The following is a 14401-nucleotide window of genomic DNA, read 5'->3' as shown; positions in this document are numbered from 1 at the left end:
GTCCATCATCGCCGGTCGACGTCGGCGCCGCTCGCCAGGTCCCCGCACTCGACGAGGGTCACCTCGTGGGATGCCAAGTAGGTGCGCGCGCCCTGGTCGCCCGTGGCGCTCGTGATCACGCCTAGCCAGTGGTCGCGGCCGATCAGGACGGGGTGACCGGGGCGGCCGTCGTACGACGCCCGGGCGAGTGCCTGACTACTCGTGGCGGTCGCCAGCACGCGCGCCACGACCTCCGCGGTGACGTCCGGCAGGTCGACGAGGTGGACCAGAGCGGCTTCGGTGTCGGCCTCGTCGAGGGCTGCCAGGCCGGTCGCGAGCGAGGCGCCCATGCCCGAGGACCAGTCCTCCGAGCGGACCGTGCTCACGCCGTCCAGGCCGTCGAGCAGCGGCTCCGCCTCGTCGGCGCCCGCGCCCAGCACGACCACCACTCGGTCGCACCCGCCCTCGCGGAGGACCTGCACCGATCGAGTCAGCCAGGGCGTGCCGTCGTCGTCGCGGACCAGCGCCTTGGGCATGCCCATCCGGCGGCCCGCACCGGCGGCGAGGAGGAGACCGCTGGTTGTCACGGAGTCAGGCTAGTTGGCCACCGTCAGCAGCACCGCTGCGTCACTGATCGCCTCGAGGTCGTGCCGCTGCGGCGGGATGACGAGGTGGTCGCCGACGCCGCCACGCCAGGTGTCGCCACCCGCGTGCAGCGCGACCTCTCCCTCCACCACCTGCAGCGTCGCCTCCTCGGGAGCATCGTGCTCACCCAGGCGCTCCCCCGCCCGCAGCGCGATCAAGGTCTGCCGCAGCCGGTGCTCGCGGCCGCCGTACACGGTGACGGAGGCACGTCCGCTGCTCGCGGCCCGGGCGGCCTCGAGCTGGCTGTCCGCCAGCGCGGTCAGGTTCGTCGACTCCATGACGTGCTCCTCCCGGACATCGCTTCACGGCGGATCGAGCCGCACCTCATGCCTACCGCATCGGCCGGGCTTGTGGGCTCTCCAGATGAGGATGCAGCGCTGTGGGTTCGGTGGCGCTGTCGTTGAGCGGGTAGGAGTCGAGACCTCCCGAAGATGGAGGTTCACACGCTCGCCATCCGGAAGACCCCGACGCGCCCGACGCCAACCCGCCGCTCGGTTTCGCAACCTGACCAACCACACCGCCAGATCGCTGCTCGAGACCGGCGGCTTCAGACCCCAACTCCGACACGCTCGATTGAAATGAGCCCTCTATCGTCGGTCCATGACCACTCGACTGAACCCCTACCTCAGCTTCGCGGGTGATGCCTCGGCCGCGCTGGCGTTCTACCAGGACGTCTTCGGCGGCGATCTCACGATCAACCACTTCGGCGACTTCGGCACCGACGACCACGGCATAGGCGACCAGGTCATGCACGGCCAGCTGGAAACAGCGTCTGGCCTCACGCTGATGGCCGCCGACATGCTGCCGGGCGAGACGTTGCGGCCCGGGAAACAACTTCGCGGTCAGCCTCGGCGGGGACGACACCGAGGAAATGCGCGGCTACTGGCAGGCGCTGTCGGACGGAGGGACCGTGACGGTCGAGATGGCCACCCAGCCGTGGGGCGACGAGTTCGGGATGTGCGTCGACCGGTTCGGGACCTCGTGGCTGGTCAACATCGCTGGGGGCAGCTGACCTACCCGATCCGCGATGCGCCGGGTCGGTCAGGCTGTCCGTCGGTACTGCAGGTCGGCGATGCCGCGGCCGGCGATGGACCACGCCCCCTGCGCATGGGCCCGCGGGCGCCCACCTACACCCTTGATGGGGATGAGCCGGTTTGTGTCGGGGGTGCGTGATCGACTGTGGGCATGGACCTGGACCTGGGCGAGCTGGCAGCGGCAGAGCTGCTGGCGCGCGCCGAGGCCAACGTGCGTGAGCGGCGCCAGGCCGAGGTCGACCAGCTCCTGCTGGCGCTGGCGTGGTGCGACCGCAACGGCAACGACCCCCAGTCCGCCCCCGGCGCCGCACCGGTGTCGCGGGGCGGGGACCGATTGGTCCGGCTCGGCGGCGACGGCACACCGCTGGTCGCCGAGCTGTGCCTCGGTGAGCTGGCCATCGCCTTCCAGTCCGGCTACGTCAGCACGCACAACCTCGCCGCGGCCGCGCTGGACCTGCGCCACCGGTTGCCGGCGGTGTGGAGCCTGGTGCTCGACCTGCGGATGCCGGTCTGGCTCGCGCGCAAGGTCGCCGTGCTGTCCCGGGAGCTCGACCGCGACGCGGTGCGCCTGGTCGATGCCGCCGTCGCTGCCGCGGTGCAGGAGTCCCCGGGCCGGATCCTGCGGATCGCCGAGGCGAAGGTGATCGAGGCCGACCTGGCGGCCCACCAGGCCCGGGTCGCCGCGGACGCCCAGAAGACCGGGTGCTGGCTCTCCAAGCCGCGTCCCGGCGACATCATCGACCGCCTCGGCGGCGGCGAGGCCGCCACCCGCCGGTTCGCCGCGAAGCTGCCCGCCGGTGCCGCGGTCCAGCTGGATTCCGTCATCGACGACCTCGCCGATGCCCTCGAGGCGCACCACGACCGCGCCTCGGACGAGGAGCCCCCGACGCGGGCCCAGCTGCGTGCCCAGGCGCTCGCGCTCCTCTCCGACCCGCACGCCGCCGCACGGTTCCTCGACGGCCTCGACGGCGGGGCCGACGACAGCCCCTCACCCGAGCCGCCCAGGAAGAAGCCCGCCCGACGCCGCAAGGCAGTCATCCACGTACACGTCTCGGCTCTGGCGCTCACCGGCGTCCTTCCCGGCGTCGCCCGGGTCGAAGGGCTCGGCCCGTTCCTGCGCGAGCAGCTCGCCGAGCTCCTCGGCCGCCACGACGTCACCGTGCAACCCGTGCTGGACCTCGCCGGTGTCACGAGCGTGAACGCCTACGAGCACCCCACCATCGTCCGTGAGCGCGCCCTCCAGCGGATGTGCGGTGACGTGTTCCCCCACTCCACCAACGCGCCCGGCGTCGGCGGGCACTTCGACCTCGACCACCCCACTCCCTACGTCCCTCCCGTGCGCGGCGGCCCACCCGACCAGACCGGCGACCACAACGCCGCTCCCCTGACCCGAAGACACCATCGGATCAAGACCCACGGCCACCTCCCCGACGGCGGAGGCGGCTACCAGGTGCGCCAGCTCGGCCTTACCGCCTACCGCTGGATCACGCCCCACGGCCTCGCCCGCATCGTCACCCCACGCGGCACGATCCGCGTCGAGCTGCTTCGAGCCCGCGACGGCACGGTGCTCGGCGAGTGCTACCCCGACCCACCCGTCGACCTGGTCCACGCCGCTCCCGTCTCAGCCTGAGCGACGCCGGGGCTCTGGCGCGCCCGGGATGAGTCGGCCGGACAGCGAACCGGTGACTTGGTGGGCTGGGCCTCCTCGGTCATTCTGCCCAGAAGGACCCGGACCGGAACGTGCGACGCGTCTTGAATCGAGGGCCGCCAGACACGTATTGACCGGTCCGTGGCCAGTGGCTCGCGGTGCCAAGTAGTTCTTCAGAATCCTTGATCACCCGCGATCTCTACGCCGCGCAGCACCCTCCGCCCCCCAGCCGGACCGATGCCGGCGCCTGAGCTGGCGCGAGCCCTGGCCGAAGCGTCCCGTCCGCGGTTCACGCACCCATTTGAAGAAACCTGACACAGATGGCAGGGAGCAGTGATTACATGTTTGAGCCGGAACGCGGACAGACCCTCGCGGGGACTTGTTCGCGAGGATCGGCGAACACCGTCACCTACAACAGGCCCAGCGATGTCCCACCCCGACGCCAGCGACGAACTGCTCGTCAAGCTCAACGGTCAAACCGTCCCCATTTCTAGGACTGGATTCGACCTGCTTTTCGACAACTCCCACCGTCGCGGGTATGCCGATATTCGACACGCCCGCGAGGACGGATTCATCAATTGGGCCGACCTCGTCGCCCACGCCCGCGCAGCTGACATCCCGTGGACCCTGTTCTTCGCCCCCGTCGAGAACATCCGATCCCAGGTTCAACGGAAGACCAATCTGCTGCTCAAAGGCACGTCCAAGCAAGCGTTCTCGATGAACTCACGACACGAGGTGCAGCTTGCCGACGTCGAGTTGATCGTCAAGGACCTCCTCCGCAAACAGGAACACCTCAAGCGCCTCGAACCGAACATGGCGAAGAACCAGGTCGTCGGATGCTTGGGCAAGCCTGCCAAGACCAAACGGACCCCGGTGGAGGATGCGAACATCCTGCGCTCAGCGCTTGGGTTCACTCTCGATGAGTTGCACGCGAACGGCACGAAAGAGCGGGCATTCGAGTTCCTGATCAACTGCTTCGAAGCCCACCAGTTGTTCGTGTCCCGTAACCAGCCCGGCTACATGCTGCAGCGTGTCCCGCAAGGCATCAAGTTCTCGGGGCTCGCGGTGAAGGACAACAAGATTCCGTACCTGTTCCTCGCTTCTGGTGATGAAGGAGACTTCGAACCGGCTGGACGCAAGATCTTCACCATGGTGCTGCTCGCGGCCCTCGTCGGCTACGGCACATTCGCCCCCGTTACGTTCGAGGACAAGACCGGCAACGGCGCCATCAAGCGCGAGTACGAAGTCGCGGGCGAAGTTCTCATGCCACGAGCCGAACTGAAGAAGGTCTCCGTACCTAGCCTCGACGCCGCGCGGCAGCACGCAACGGCCTACAAAGTCACGCCGTCGGCCTTCGTGATGCGAGCATGGAAACTCGACCTAATTGACCGCGAGACCACCGATGCTTGGCTTGCCGAACTTGAGCGCGTATATCTGCAACGGGAGAAGAAGCCGGCACAGAAAGCCAAACCGATCAACGCGGTCATGCGGTATTGCGGCCCTGAATATTTCAGCCGGATGGTCATCCAACTTGGCTCGGGACGACTGGATGTCGGCGAGTTTCGCCGCAGCGTCTGCCTCAACCATCTGAGCACCTCAGAGGTCCGGGACTTGGCGGCCACGGCATGAGCATCGACTTCGATCGCTACCTCGTGGACAACAACGCGCTATTCCAAATGCCGCAAGACGTCCGGACGTCCACGCTTCTCCGCGAGGTGGCCCGGTTCCCGTCGGAAGTCATCCACGAAGCCGGCATCTACGCAGACCGTTACGACTTGACCCCGCTTGAGTACAAGACGACGCCCTCGGTTCTCGAACACCTCAAGGAGGTGATGGGCCGGGTGCCGGCAGACGACTTCGAACTCATCGACCTGTACGCCGGCGAAGGCTGCGCCGACCCGCTCCTTATCGCATGCGCCCTCGACGGCGCCCAACGGCTTAGCGAGTCTCTCATCGGCGAGGTCTACACAGTCGTCACCGCTGACATCCCAGTCCGCGAAGCCTGCGAGCGCCATCAGGTCGCGTGGTTGAGTGCGGCGGACCTCGCAGAGCAACTCTCCCACGCCGCCGGCCGAACACAAGTACCTTCCGATACAGATTCCGCTCGACAGGAGATTTGAATGGGCATCCCGATTCGGTTGACTGGCATCGGACTGCTGGGAGTGTCGCTTGACGTTGAGTACGTCCAGTCGAACAAGGACGTTGTGCGCCGAGTGCTCACCCGATTCGAGGACATGCGCCTGCTGACGGATGGCCATCGACGCGAAGACCCCGAGTTCTGCAGGCTGTCAGCGGAGAAGATGCGCGACCTTCTCAACCTCGAAATTCCGAACGTCAAGCATGGCGGCACCCTTGAAGCATCCTTCAAGCGGATGCGGAAGGCCGCGCGAGATTTTGTGACCGCAGCTGGTGCGCACTCGTCAAAGTTCCAGCAGGACTTCGCATTCTTTGCGGCCTGTCTCGAGGCGCTACGAACTTCGGTCGGCGAAGAGATCGTCGCGCTTGCAGCCGAGTTCAAGATCGACCTCGACGACGAACTCCTCCTGTCTCTACCTGGCCAGGATCTCTCCTTCGTTCCTGGCTTCGACTCCAGCGGTCGTTGACCTGCCCGCGATCACTCGTGATCTCGTCGTGCGCCCGTGTCCTTTCGCCGCGATACGGCTAGTTGCCGGCCCGCACACGGCGCCTGTGCAGCAGCCGCTTCGCACCCGACGCGCAGCCACGACTTGGCGGTCCGTCAGCGAGGTCGAGTCGTGGACTCTCTGGCCGGCTGACCCGCCTTCGCTGGCGATCAGCAGGGATGTATCGCCGCGTTGAAGCAGATCAGGTCCCCCTGGCTCGGCACGACCGGCAGCTCACCGTGCGACTCCTGTGCCCAGCGCTCGGCGCCCTGCACCGCCGCCCGTTCCCGGGCGACCTTCCTCGCCGCGAGCCTCGCGCGCTGTTGTCGGCGTCCGAGGGCGCGACCGATCCAGTCCGGCACGACCATGTCTCCATCATGGGACGGCCGGTCGGCGCTGTCGAACTAATGCCACAGGGCCCCCGCCGAAGCGAGGGCCCTGTGGTGTGAAACAGGTGAAGCGGAGGGACTCAGAAGTCCATGCCGCCCATGCCACCGGTCGGGTCGCCACCAGCGGCGGCCTTCTCCGGCTTGTCGGCCACGACGGCCTCGGTGGTGAGGAACAGCGCGGCGATCGACGCGGCGTTCTGCAGCGCCGAGCGGGTGACCTTGGCCGGGTCGATGATGCCCTCGGCCAGCAGGTCGACGTACTCGCCCGTGGCGGCGTTGAGGCCCTGGCCGGCGGGGAGGTTGGCAACCTTCTCCGCGACGACGCCACCCTCGAGGCCGGCGTTGACGGCGATCTGCTTGAGCGGGGCGGACAGCGCAACCTTCACGATGTTCGCACCGGTGGCCTCGTCACCCTCGAGCTCGAGCTTGTCGAACGCGTTGGCACCGGCCTGGACCAGCGCGACGCCACCACCGGGGAGGATGCCCTCCTCGACGGCCGCCTTCGCGTTGCGGACGGCGTCCTCGATGCGGTGCTTGCGCTCCTTGAGCTCGACCTCGGTGGCCGCGCCGACCTTGATGACGGCCACGCCGCCGGCCAGCTTGGCGAGGCGCTCCTGCAGCTTCTCGCGGTCGTAGTCGGAGTCCGACTTCTCGATCTCGGCGCGGATCTGGTTGACCCGGCCCTCGATCTGGGCAGCGTCGCCGGCACCCTCGACGATGGTGGTCTCGTCCTTGGTGATGACGACCTTGCGGGCCTGGCCGAGCAGCTCGAGACCGGCGGTCTCCAGCTTGAGGCCGACCTCCTCGGAGATGACCTGGCCGCCGGTGAGGATCGCGATGTCCTGCAGCATGGCCTTGCGGCGGTCGCCGAAGCCCGGGGCCTTGACGGCGACGGACTTGAAGGTGCCGCGGATCTTGTTGACGACCAGGGTCGACAGCGCCTCGCCGTCGACGTCCTCGGCGAGGATGACGAGCGGCTTGCCCGACTGCATGACCTTCTCCAGCAGCGGCAGCAGGTCCTTGACGTTGCTGATCTTGCTGTTGGCGATGAGCACGTAGGCGTCCTCGAGGACGGTCTCCATGCGCTCGGGGTCGGTGACGAAGTACGCCGAGATGTAGCCCTTGTCGAAGCGCATGCCCTCGGTGAGCTCGAGGTCGATGCCGAAGGTGTTCGACTCCTCGACCGTGATCACGCCCTCCTTGCCGACCTTGTCCATCGCCTCGGCGATGGCGTCACCGACGGTGGCGTCGCCACCGGCGGAGATGGTGGCGGTGGCAGCGATCTGCTCGCGGGTCTCGACGTCCTTGGCCATGCCGAGCAGCTGCTCGGAGACGGCGGAGACGGCGGCCTCGATGCCGCGCTTGAGACCCATCGGGTTCGCGCCGGCGGCAACGTTGCGCAGGCCCTCGCGGACCAGCGCCTGGGCGAGGACGGTCGCGGTGGTCGTACCGTCACCGGCGACGTCGTCCGTCTTCTTCGCGACCTCCTTGACCAGCTCGGCGCCGATCTTCTCGTAGGGGTCCTCGAGCTCGATCTCCTTGGCGATGGAGACACCGTCGTTGGTGATCGTGGGGGCGCCCCACTTCTTCTCCAGAACGACGTTGCGGCCCTTGGGGCCCAGGGTGACCTTGACGGCGTCCGCGAGCGTGTTCATGCCACGCTCGAGACCGCGGCGGGCCTCCTCGTTGAAAGCAATCAGCTTCGACATAACTCCTGCGATTCCTTCGCGATGTCCGTTGTCACTCTCAAGGCGAGAGTGCCAGCATCATGTTTAGCACTCGACCATGGCGAGTGCAAGGAGAAGGGGGTCTCAGGAGCGGGCCAGGCGGCCCGCGACGAGGGTCGCGAACCGCTCCGCGTTGTCCGGGTCGACGTCGAGGTAGAGGCCGGGCTCGATCAGCTCGAGCTCGCTCACCGACCAGGCCCCCTCCCAGGCCATCAGGTCGACGCGCGCGTAGGCCAGGTCCGCACCCCGCCGGTTCGCCGCCGCCCGTACGACGCCCTCGGCGACAGCCGCCCGCTCCGGGTCCAGCACGACGGGCCGGCTCGTGCCGCCGTACAGCTCGTGCACGCGCACCTCGCCGGCCGCCGCGACCTTGTCGACCTGCGCGACCGCGACCCCGTCGAGGACGTAGACCGACGACTCCCCCGTCGTCCGCACCGACGCGACGAGCGGCTGCGCGATCCACGGTCCGGCGACCAGGCCCTCGAGCCGGGCGTCGTCGATGCTCTCGACGACCACGACGCCGACGCCGCCCGCGCCGGTGCGCGGCTTCACGACCACGCTCCCCCACCGGGCCAGGGCCTTCGCGATCCCGCCGGCGCAGTCGGTGTCGTCGAGGAGCATCGTCGGGACCGTGGGGACGTCGTCCGCGAGCTCGAGCAGGTAGGCCTTGTCCGCGTTCCAGGCGAACACCTCGGCCCCGTTGAGCAGGGGCGTCACCACCTCCACCTCCCGTGCCCAGGCGAGGAAGGCGGGCAGCCGGCGGTGGTAGTCCCAGGTCGAGCGGACCGCGACCAGGTCGGCACCCGCCCAGTCGACGGCGGGGTCGTCCCAGCGCACCCAGCGGGCGTCGATGCCGTGCGCCGCCAGCGCGGGTGCCAGCGCGGCCCCGCCCGGCTCGCCGTCGGGCATCAGGTCGAAGGTCACGAGGAGGACGGTGGTCATGCCCCCACGCTAGGTGGCGCCAGGTGCCCGAACGGCACCCGCTCCGCGTGCCCCAGCGCCAGCAGCACCGACGGCAGCAGCGCCTTGGCCGTGCGCTTGTAGCCCAGCGCGCTGGGGTGGAACCGGTCCAGGCTGAACATCTCGTCGGGGTTGGTGATGAAGAAGGGGCCGACGACGTGGGCGAGCGAGACGGCGTGCGCCCCGTTGCGTACGGCGACCTCGGCCTGCGCGGCCGCGAGCTGGCGCGACATCCGTGAGCCGAGCGAGCGCAGCGGTTGCGGGACCGGCCGCAGCGCGCCCAGGTCGGGGCAGGTGCCGACCACGACCTCGGTCCCGGCGGCCCGCAGCCGCGCGACCGCCTCCTCCAGCTGTGCTGCCGAGGTCGCCACCGGGACCCGGTGGGTGACGTCGTTGCCGCCGATCACGATCACCGCGACGTCGGCGCGGTACCCGGCCGGCAGCCCGTCGAGCTGCCCGGCCAGCGCCGAGCTCTCGGAGCCGACGACCGCCGCGGTCCGCAGCGCGACCGGTCGGCGTACCTCCCCGGCGAGGCCGCGCGCGATCCGCGCGCCGAGGGTGTCCTTGGCGCGCTCGGCACCCAGCCCGGCGGCGATCGAGTCGCCGAGGACGAGCAGGTGCAGCGGCGGGCCGTCGTACGACTTCTTCTTCCAGACCTTGTCGGCCGGGATCGCCTGCTCGCCCAGCGGCTTCCCGATCCGGGCGCGGGCGATCGCGGCCTGGCGGCGCAGCAGCTCGCGGCCACCACCGGTCGTCACGCCGATCCCGGCGAGGGCGACACCGGCGGCGACGAGGAAGGTGCGGGTGCGGCTCATGGCTGCCTTTGAACCAGACCGGCCTGAACGGACCGTGGCATCGGGGTTTCTCCCCGGTGTCGGGCACCTCCCGCCTACGATCCGGGCATGCTCTCGCGTCTCTCGGTCGTGCTCGTCTGCGCCGTCCTGCTCGCCGGGTGCGGCGGGGAACCGGTCGCCGAGGAGGACAAGATCCTGATCCCGTCGACGTCCTCACCGCTCGGTCCGTCGGACGGCGGGAAGAGCGCCCCGTCGGCGCAGGCGAGGCCGAAGGAGAAGAAGCAGAGGAAGGCGAACGTCGTCGTCGCCGCGCGCGCCGGCATCCGGTTCACCGCTCCGGCGGGCTGGGCGCCGTGGACGGCGAAGGACCTGCAGGGCACGGCCCGCAGCACCGAGCTCCAGGAGCTGCTGGACCGGATGGGACTGACCCGCGAGCAGTTCGCCAGCTCGCTCGACGACTTCGACGTGTTCCTCGTCGGCCTGTCCGGGAACCTCAACGTCTCCACGGCCGGCACCTCGCTGCCGTCCGAGGCCGAGATGCGCTCGCAGTACGCGACGGTCACCTCGTCCATCGACCGGGTCGAGGACGTCGACACCGCCGCCGGCCCGGGCCGGGTCATCCACTACTCGATCACCGCCGGCAGTCTCACGCAGCACGGCGCCTCGCTGATGATCCTCACCGGCGGTCGGGTGGCGAACCTGACCATCACCACCGCCGATCCGTCGGAGACGAGCTCCCGGCTGGCCGACCTGCTGCCGACCATCCGCCGGGCCTGAGCGTCAGTCCGCGACGAGCACCGTCGGCTCGTGGCCGACGGGGAAGCTCACCGACGCCGCGATGAAGCAGTTGGCGCTGGCCTCGCCGTGGATCCGCTGCGCGACCTCGGCCATCGACGCGTCGGCCACGCTCACCCTCGGGCGCAGCGTCACCGAGGTGAACCGGCCGCCCTGGCCGACCTGCTCCATGGTGCCGACCGGGCTGTCGTCGTACGCGACCACGACGACGCCGTGGTTGACGGCGGAGTGGAGGTACGAGAGCAGGTGGCACTGGGCGAGCGCGGCGAGCAGCAGCTCCTCGGGGTTCCACCGCGAGGCGTCGCCCCGGAAGGTGGGGTCGGCGGAGCCGAGCAGGTCGGGCTTGCCGGCCGCGGTCAGCAGGACGGTGCGGTCGTAGTCGCGGTAGCCGGAGGTGCCCGTGCCGCGGTTGCCCTGCCAGACCAGGTCGAGCGCGTAGTGGTGGTCGGTCACCGGGCCATTGTCCCCACCGGCACGGACAGGGTGCACGGAGTGGGACGTCCACTGGCAGGAACTTGTTCTAGTTTGGCACTCTTCTCCTGTGACCCCCACCACAGACGCCACCACCGGCACCGCTGCGCGCCCGATCAACCTCGCCGACGTGCTCGAGGCCATGGCCGACGCCCTGCCCGACCGGGCGGCCGTGCACACCGGCCACCGGGTGTGGACCTTCGCGGAGATCGACGAGCGCGCCACGCGCCTGGCCAACCACCTCGTGGAGCTCGGGATCCAGCCCGGCGAGCACGTCGCCGTCCACTCGACCAACCGGATCGAGTGGGTCGACGCGCTCTACGGCTGCCTCAAGGCGCGCGCGGTGCCGATCAACATCAACTACAAGTACCTCCACGACGAGCTGGCCTACCTCTACGGCAACGCCGACTGCGTCGCGACCATCGTCGCGCCCGAGCACGTCGCCGCGGTGGCCGAGCTCGACCTGCCGACCCTGCGGCACACGATCGTCCTCGGTGAGGAGTACGACGCCGCGCTCGCCGCCTCCTCCCCCGAGCGGAAGGTCACCGGCCGCAGCGCCGACGACCACTACGTCCTCTACACCGGTGGCACGACGGGGCACCCGAAGGGCGTGGTGTGGCGCAACGAGGACCTGATCCGCGCCGCCCTCAACGCAGCGCGGTACGGCGCCCCGCTGGACTCCGTCGAGCAGCTGGTCGCCGAGGCGAGCGCCACCGAGAACCCGATGGTGCTGCTGGCCTGCGGCCCGATGATGCACGGCGGCAGCCAGTGGATCCTCGGCAACGCGCACGTCGCCGGCCAGACCGTCGCGCTCTACACCGAGCCGCACTTCGACGCCGCCAAGATCCTGGACCTCGTCGAGAAGGCGAAGGTCGTCTCGCTGACCTTCCTCGGCGACGCGATGGGCCGCCCGGTCGCCGAGGCGATCCTCGCCGAGCCCGACCGCTGGGACCTGTCCAGCCTGGCCGCGGTGTCCAACGGCGCCGCTCCCCTCTCCGACGGCGTGCGCGAGGAGATCCGCCGCGCCCTGCCCGGCCGGTTCATCCTCGACTCCTACGGCTCCTCGGAGTCCGGCGCCGCGGGCTCCCGGATGGACGACGGCACCGACGGCGGCCAGAGCGCGCCGCGGTTCACCGTCACCGACCAGGTCGAGGTCTTCGACGCCGACTTCAAGCCCTGCCCGGTGGGTGTCGACGGGATGCTCGGCCGCTCCGGCCCGGTTCCGCTCGGCTACTACAAGGACCCGGTCAAGACGGCCGCGACGTTCAAGGAGATCGACGGCGTGCGCTGGGCGATCCCCGGCGACTTCGCACGCCGCGAGGAGGACGGGTCGGTGACGGTGCTCGGCCGCGGCTCGGTGTGCATCAACACCGGTGGCGAGAAGGTCCACCCCGAGGAGGTCGAGGCGGTGCTGCTGCGCCACGACGACATCTTCGACGCGGTCGTCGTCGGCACCCCGCACGAGCGCTGGGGCCAGCAGGTCACCGCACTGGTCCAGCGGCGGGAGGGATCGACGCTGACCGAGGACGACGTGCGCGACCACTGCCGGGCGCTGATCTCCAACTACAAGGTGCCCAAGACGATCCTGTTCATCGACGAGGTGCCGCGCACCCCCGTCAGCAAGGTCGACTACCCGGCCAGCGCAGCCCTGGCGGCTCAGCTCCTGGGCTGAGACCTCCGCGGGTACGACGAAGGCCTCCACCGCTGCGGTGGAGGCCTTCGTCGTCGGAGTGAGTCAGCAGCCGCCGGCGACCGCGGGGATCACCGAGACCTCGGCGCCGTCGGGCGTCGGGGTGCTGAGCTCCTGCTCGAAGCGCACGTCGTCGTTGTTGACGTAGACGTTGACGAAGCGGCGCAGCTTGCCGTCCTCGTCGAGGATCCGGCCCTTGATGCCGGCGTAGTTGGCGTCGAGGTCGTCGAGGATCTCCGCCAGGTTGGCGCCGGTGGCGCTGACCTCGGACTCACCGCCCGTGTAGGTGCGGAGGATGGTGGGGATCCGGACGCTGACTGCCATGGTGCGCTCTCTTCTGCTGGTGGGGGTGTGCTCAGATGCCGGTGGCCTTGAAGGCCTTGTAGCTCGGCGCGATGGTCGCCGCGGCGCCGACCTGGTCGGCGATCGCGTCGAGGGTCTTGAGGCCGTGGCCGGTGTTGACGACGACGGTCTCGAGGTTCGGGTCGAGCTGGCCGGTCTCGACGAGCTTCTTGGTGACCGCGGTCGTCGTGCCACCGGCGGTCTCGGCGAAGATGCCCTCGGTGCGGGCCAGGAGCACGATGCCGGCGCGGATCTCGTCGTCGGTGACCTCCTCGACGGCACCGCCGGTGCGGCGGGCGATGTCGAGGACGTAGATGCCGTCGGCCGGGTTGCCGATGGCCAGGCTCTTGGCGATGGTGTCGGGCTTGACCGGGCGGATCGCGTCGGTGCCGGCCTTGTAGGCGGTGGCGACCGGGCCGCACCCGGTGGCCTGGGCGCCGAAGATCCGGTAGGGCTTGTCCTCGACCAGGCCGAGCTTGATCAGCTCCTGGAAGGCCTTGTCGACCTTGGTCAGCTGGGAGCCGGACGCGACCGGGATGACGACCTGGTCGGGCAGGCGCCAGCCGAGCTGCTCGGCGATCTCGTAGCCGATCGTCTTCGAGCCCTCGGCGTAGTAGGGCCGCACGTTGACGTTGACGAAGGCCCAGCCCTCCTCCTCGCCGGCGATCTCGGAGGCGAGCTTGTTGACGTCGTCGTAGTTGCCGTCGACGGCGACCAGGCCGTCGGTGAAGATCGCGGAGTTGACCTGCTTGGCGTGCTCGAGGTTGCTCGGGATGAACACGACCGTCTTGATCCCGGCGCGGGCGCCGGCCGCGGCAACGGCGTTGGCGAGGTTGCCGGTCGAGGGGCAGGCGAAGACCTTGGCGCCGAGCTCGCGGGCGGCGCTGAGGGCGCAGGCGACGACGCGGTCCTTGAAGGAGTTGGTGGGGTTGGTGGTGTCGTCCTTCACCCACAGGTTGGCGATGCCGAGCTCACGACCGAGGTTGTCGGCCTTGAGCAGCCGGGTGAACCCGGGCTCGGTGTTGGGGCTGGTCTCGATGTCGCTCGGGACCGGCAGCAGCGCCTTGTAGCGCCAGATGTTGCGCGGGCCGGCCTCGATCTCCTCGCGGGTGACCTTCGGGAAGTCGTAGGCGATCTCCAGCGGGCCGAAGCACTCCGGACAGGCGTAGAACGGGCCCAGGTCGACCTGGTGGCCGCACTCGCGACAGGACAGGGCGGTCGCGTTGCCGAACGCACCCTCGCGCAGTCCCGGCTTGGTGGTCTCGGTCGTCTCGGGCGACTCGGTCACAACGGCGCTCATGGATTC

16 protein-coding genes are annotated in these 14401 nt (G+C 69.5%); 7 read left to right on the top strand and 9 right to left on the bottom strand.

Going from position 1 to position 14401, the window contains the following annotated elements; all coding sequences use genetic code 11:
• Positions 1 to 5: 5 nt before the first annotated feature.
• Entirely contained in the window at positions 6 to 566 is a 561-nt protein-coding gene (locus tag BJ958_RS26480; RefSeq protein ID WP_179729740.1) for an NTP transferase domain-containing protein, read from the bottom strand.
• Positions 567 to 575: 9 nt separating this feature from the next.
• Positions 576 to 902 (bottom strand): cupin domain-containing protein, encoded by a 327-nt coding sequence (locus BJ958_RS26475; protein ID WP_179729739.1) that lies wholly within the window; start codon positions 900 to 902, stop codon positions 576 to 578.
• Positions 903 to 1224: 322 nt separating this feature from the next.
• On the opposite strand from BJ958_RS26475, the gene BJ958_RS29275 reads away from it, so the two are divergent.
• The 5 genes from BJ958_RS29275 (at position 1225) to BJ958_RS26450 (ending at position 5909) form a co-directional block, all read left to right on the top strand.
• Positions 1225 to 1797, top strand: coding sequence for a VOC family protein (locus BJ958_RS29275; protein ID WP_343052814.1), 573 nt, complete (start codon positions 1225 to 1227; stop codon positions 1795 to 1797).
• Positions 1798 to 1809: 12 nt separating this feature from the next.
• The gene (locus BJ958_RS26465; RefSeq protein ID WP_179729738.1) at positions 1810 to 3288 is read left to right on the top strand and encodes a hypothetical protein; all 1479 of its coding nucleotides are present in this window, start codon (positions 1810 to 1812) and stop codon (positions 3286 to 3288) included.
• Between the two features lie 444 nt (positions 3289 to 3732).
• Complete coding sequence (locus BJ958_RS26460; protein ID WP_179729737.1) at positions 3733 to 4935, top strand: ImmA/IrrE family metallo-endopeptidase; 1203 nt, start codon at positions 3733 to 3735, stop codon at positions 4933 to 4935.
• Entirely contained in the window at positions 4932 to 5426 is a 495-nt protein-coding gene (locus tag BJ958_RS26455; RefSeq protein ID WP_179729736.1) for a hypothetical protein, read from the top strand. The genes BJ958_RS26460 and BJ958_RS26455 overlap by 4 nt, the downstream gene beginning before the upstream one ends.
• The gene (locus BJ958_RS26450) at positions 5427 to 5909 is read left to right on the top strand and encodes a hypothetical protein (RefSeq protein ID WP_179729735.1); all 483 of its coding nucleotides are present in this window, start codon (positions 5427 to 5429) and stop codon (positions 5907 to 5909) included.
• A gap of 188 nt (positions 5910 to 6097) precedes the next feature.
• Here the strand turns inward: BJ958_RS26450 and BJ958_RS26445 are convergent, their stop codons facing one another.
• From BJ958_RS26445 to BJ958_RS26430, 4 genes are all read right to left on the bottom strand, one after another.
• Positions 6098 to 6295: a hypothetical protein gene (locus BJ958_RS26445; protein WP_179729734.1), complete on the bottom strand. Its 198-nt coding sequence runs from the start codon at positions 6293 to 6295 to the stop codon at positions 6098 to 6100.
• Positions 6296 to 6396: 101 nt separating this feature from the next.
• Complete coding sequence (gene groL / locus BJ958_RS26440) at positions 6397 to 8025, bottom strand: chaperonin GroEL (RefSeq protein WP_179729733.1); 1629 nt, start codon at positions 8023 to 8025, stop codon at positions 6397 to 6399.
• A 102-nt stretch (positions 8026 to 8127) separates the two neighbouring features.
• Positions 8128 to 8985, bottom strand: a complete 858-nt coding sequence (locus BJ958_RS26435; protein WP_179729732.1) for an ATP-grasp domain-containing protein — start codon at positions 8983 to 8985, stop codon at positions 8128 to 8130.
• A complete protein-coding gene (locus BJ958_RS26430; RefSeq protein WP_179729731.1) occupies positions 8982 to 9818 on the bottom strand; it encodes an SGNH/GDSL hydrolase family protein in 837 nt (278 codons plus the stop codon). The genes BJ958_RS26435 and BJ958_RS26430 overlap by 4 nt, the downstream gene beginning before the upstream one ends.
• Positions 9819 to 9905: 87 nt before the next feature.
• On the opposite strand from BJ958_RS26430, the gene BJ958_RS26425 reads away from it, so the two are divergent.
• Complete coding sequence (locus BJ958_RS26425) at positions 9906 to 10574, top strand: hypothetical protein (RefSeq protein ID WP_179729730.1); 669 nt, start codon at positions 9906 to 9908, stop codon at positions 10572 to 10574.
• 3 nt (positions 10575 to 10577) lie between these two features.
• Here the strand turns inward: BJ958_RS26425 and BJ958_RS26420 are convergent, their stop codons facing one another.
• On the bottom strand, positions 10578 to 11045 hold the full coding sequence (locus tag BJ958_RS26420; protein WP_273520198.1) for an OsmC family protein: 468 nt from the start codon (positions 11043 to 11045) through the stop codon (positions 10578 to 10580).
• Positions 11046 to 11133: 88 nt separating this feature from the next.
• Here BJ958_RS26420 and BJ958_RS26415 point away from each other — a divergent pair, with 88 nt between their 5' ends.
• Complete coding sequence (locus tag BJ958_RS26415) at positions 11134 to 12735, top strand: AMP-binding protein (RefSeq protein ID WP_179729728.1); 1602 nt, start codon at positions 11134 to 11136, stop codon at positions 12733 to 12735.
• Positions 12736 to 12798: 63 nt separating this feature from the next.
• On the opposite strand, the gene BJ958_RS26410 is transcribed toward BJ958_RS26415, so the two are convergent.
• A complete protein-coding gene (locus BJ958_RS26410; protein ID WP_179729727.1) occupies positions 12799 to 13077 on the bottom strand; it encodes a MoaD/ThiS family protein in 279 nt (92 codons plus the stop codon).
• 31 nt (positions 13078 to 13108) lie between these two features.
• On the bottom strand, positions 13109 to 14395 hold the full coding sequence (thrC, locus tag BJ958_RS26405) for a threonine synthase (RefSeq protein ID WP_179729726.1): 1287 nt from the start codon (positions 14393 to 14395) through the stop codon (positions 13109 to 13111).
• Between the last annotated feature and the right edge of the window lie 6 nt (positions 14396 to 14401).

This window comes from Nocardioides kongjuensis (genome assembly GCF_013409625.1).
Taxonomy (GTDB): domain Bacteria; phylum Actinomycetota; class Actinomycetes; order Propionibacteriales; family Nocardioidaceae; genus Nocardioides; species Nocardioides kongjuensis.
This window is presented reverse-complemented; position numbering and strand designations above follow the sequence as displayed.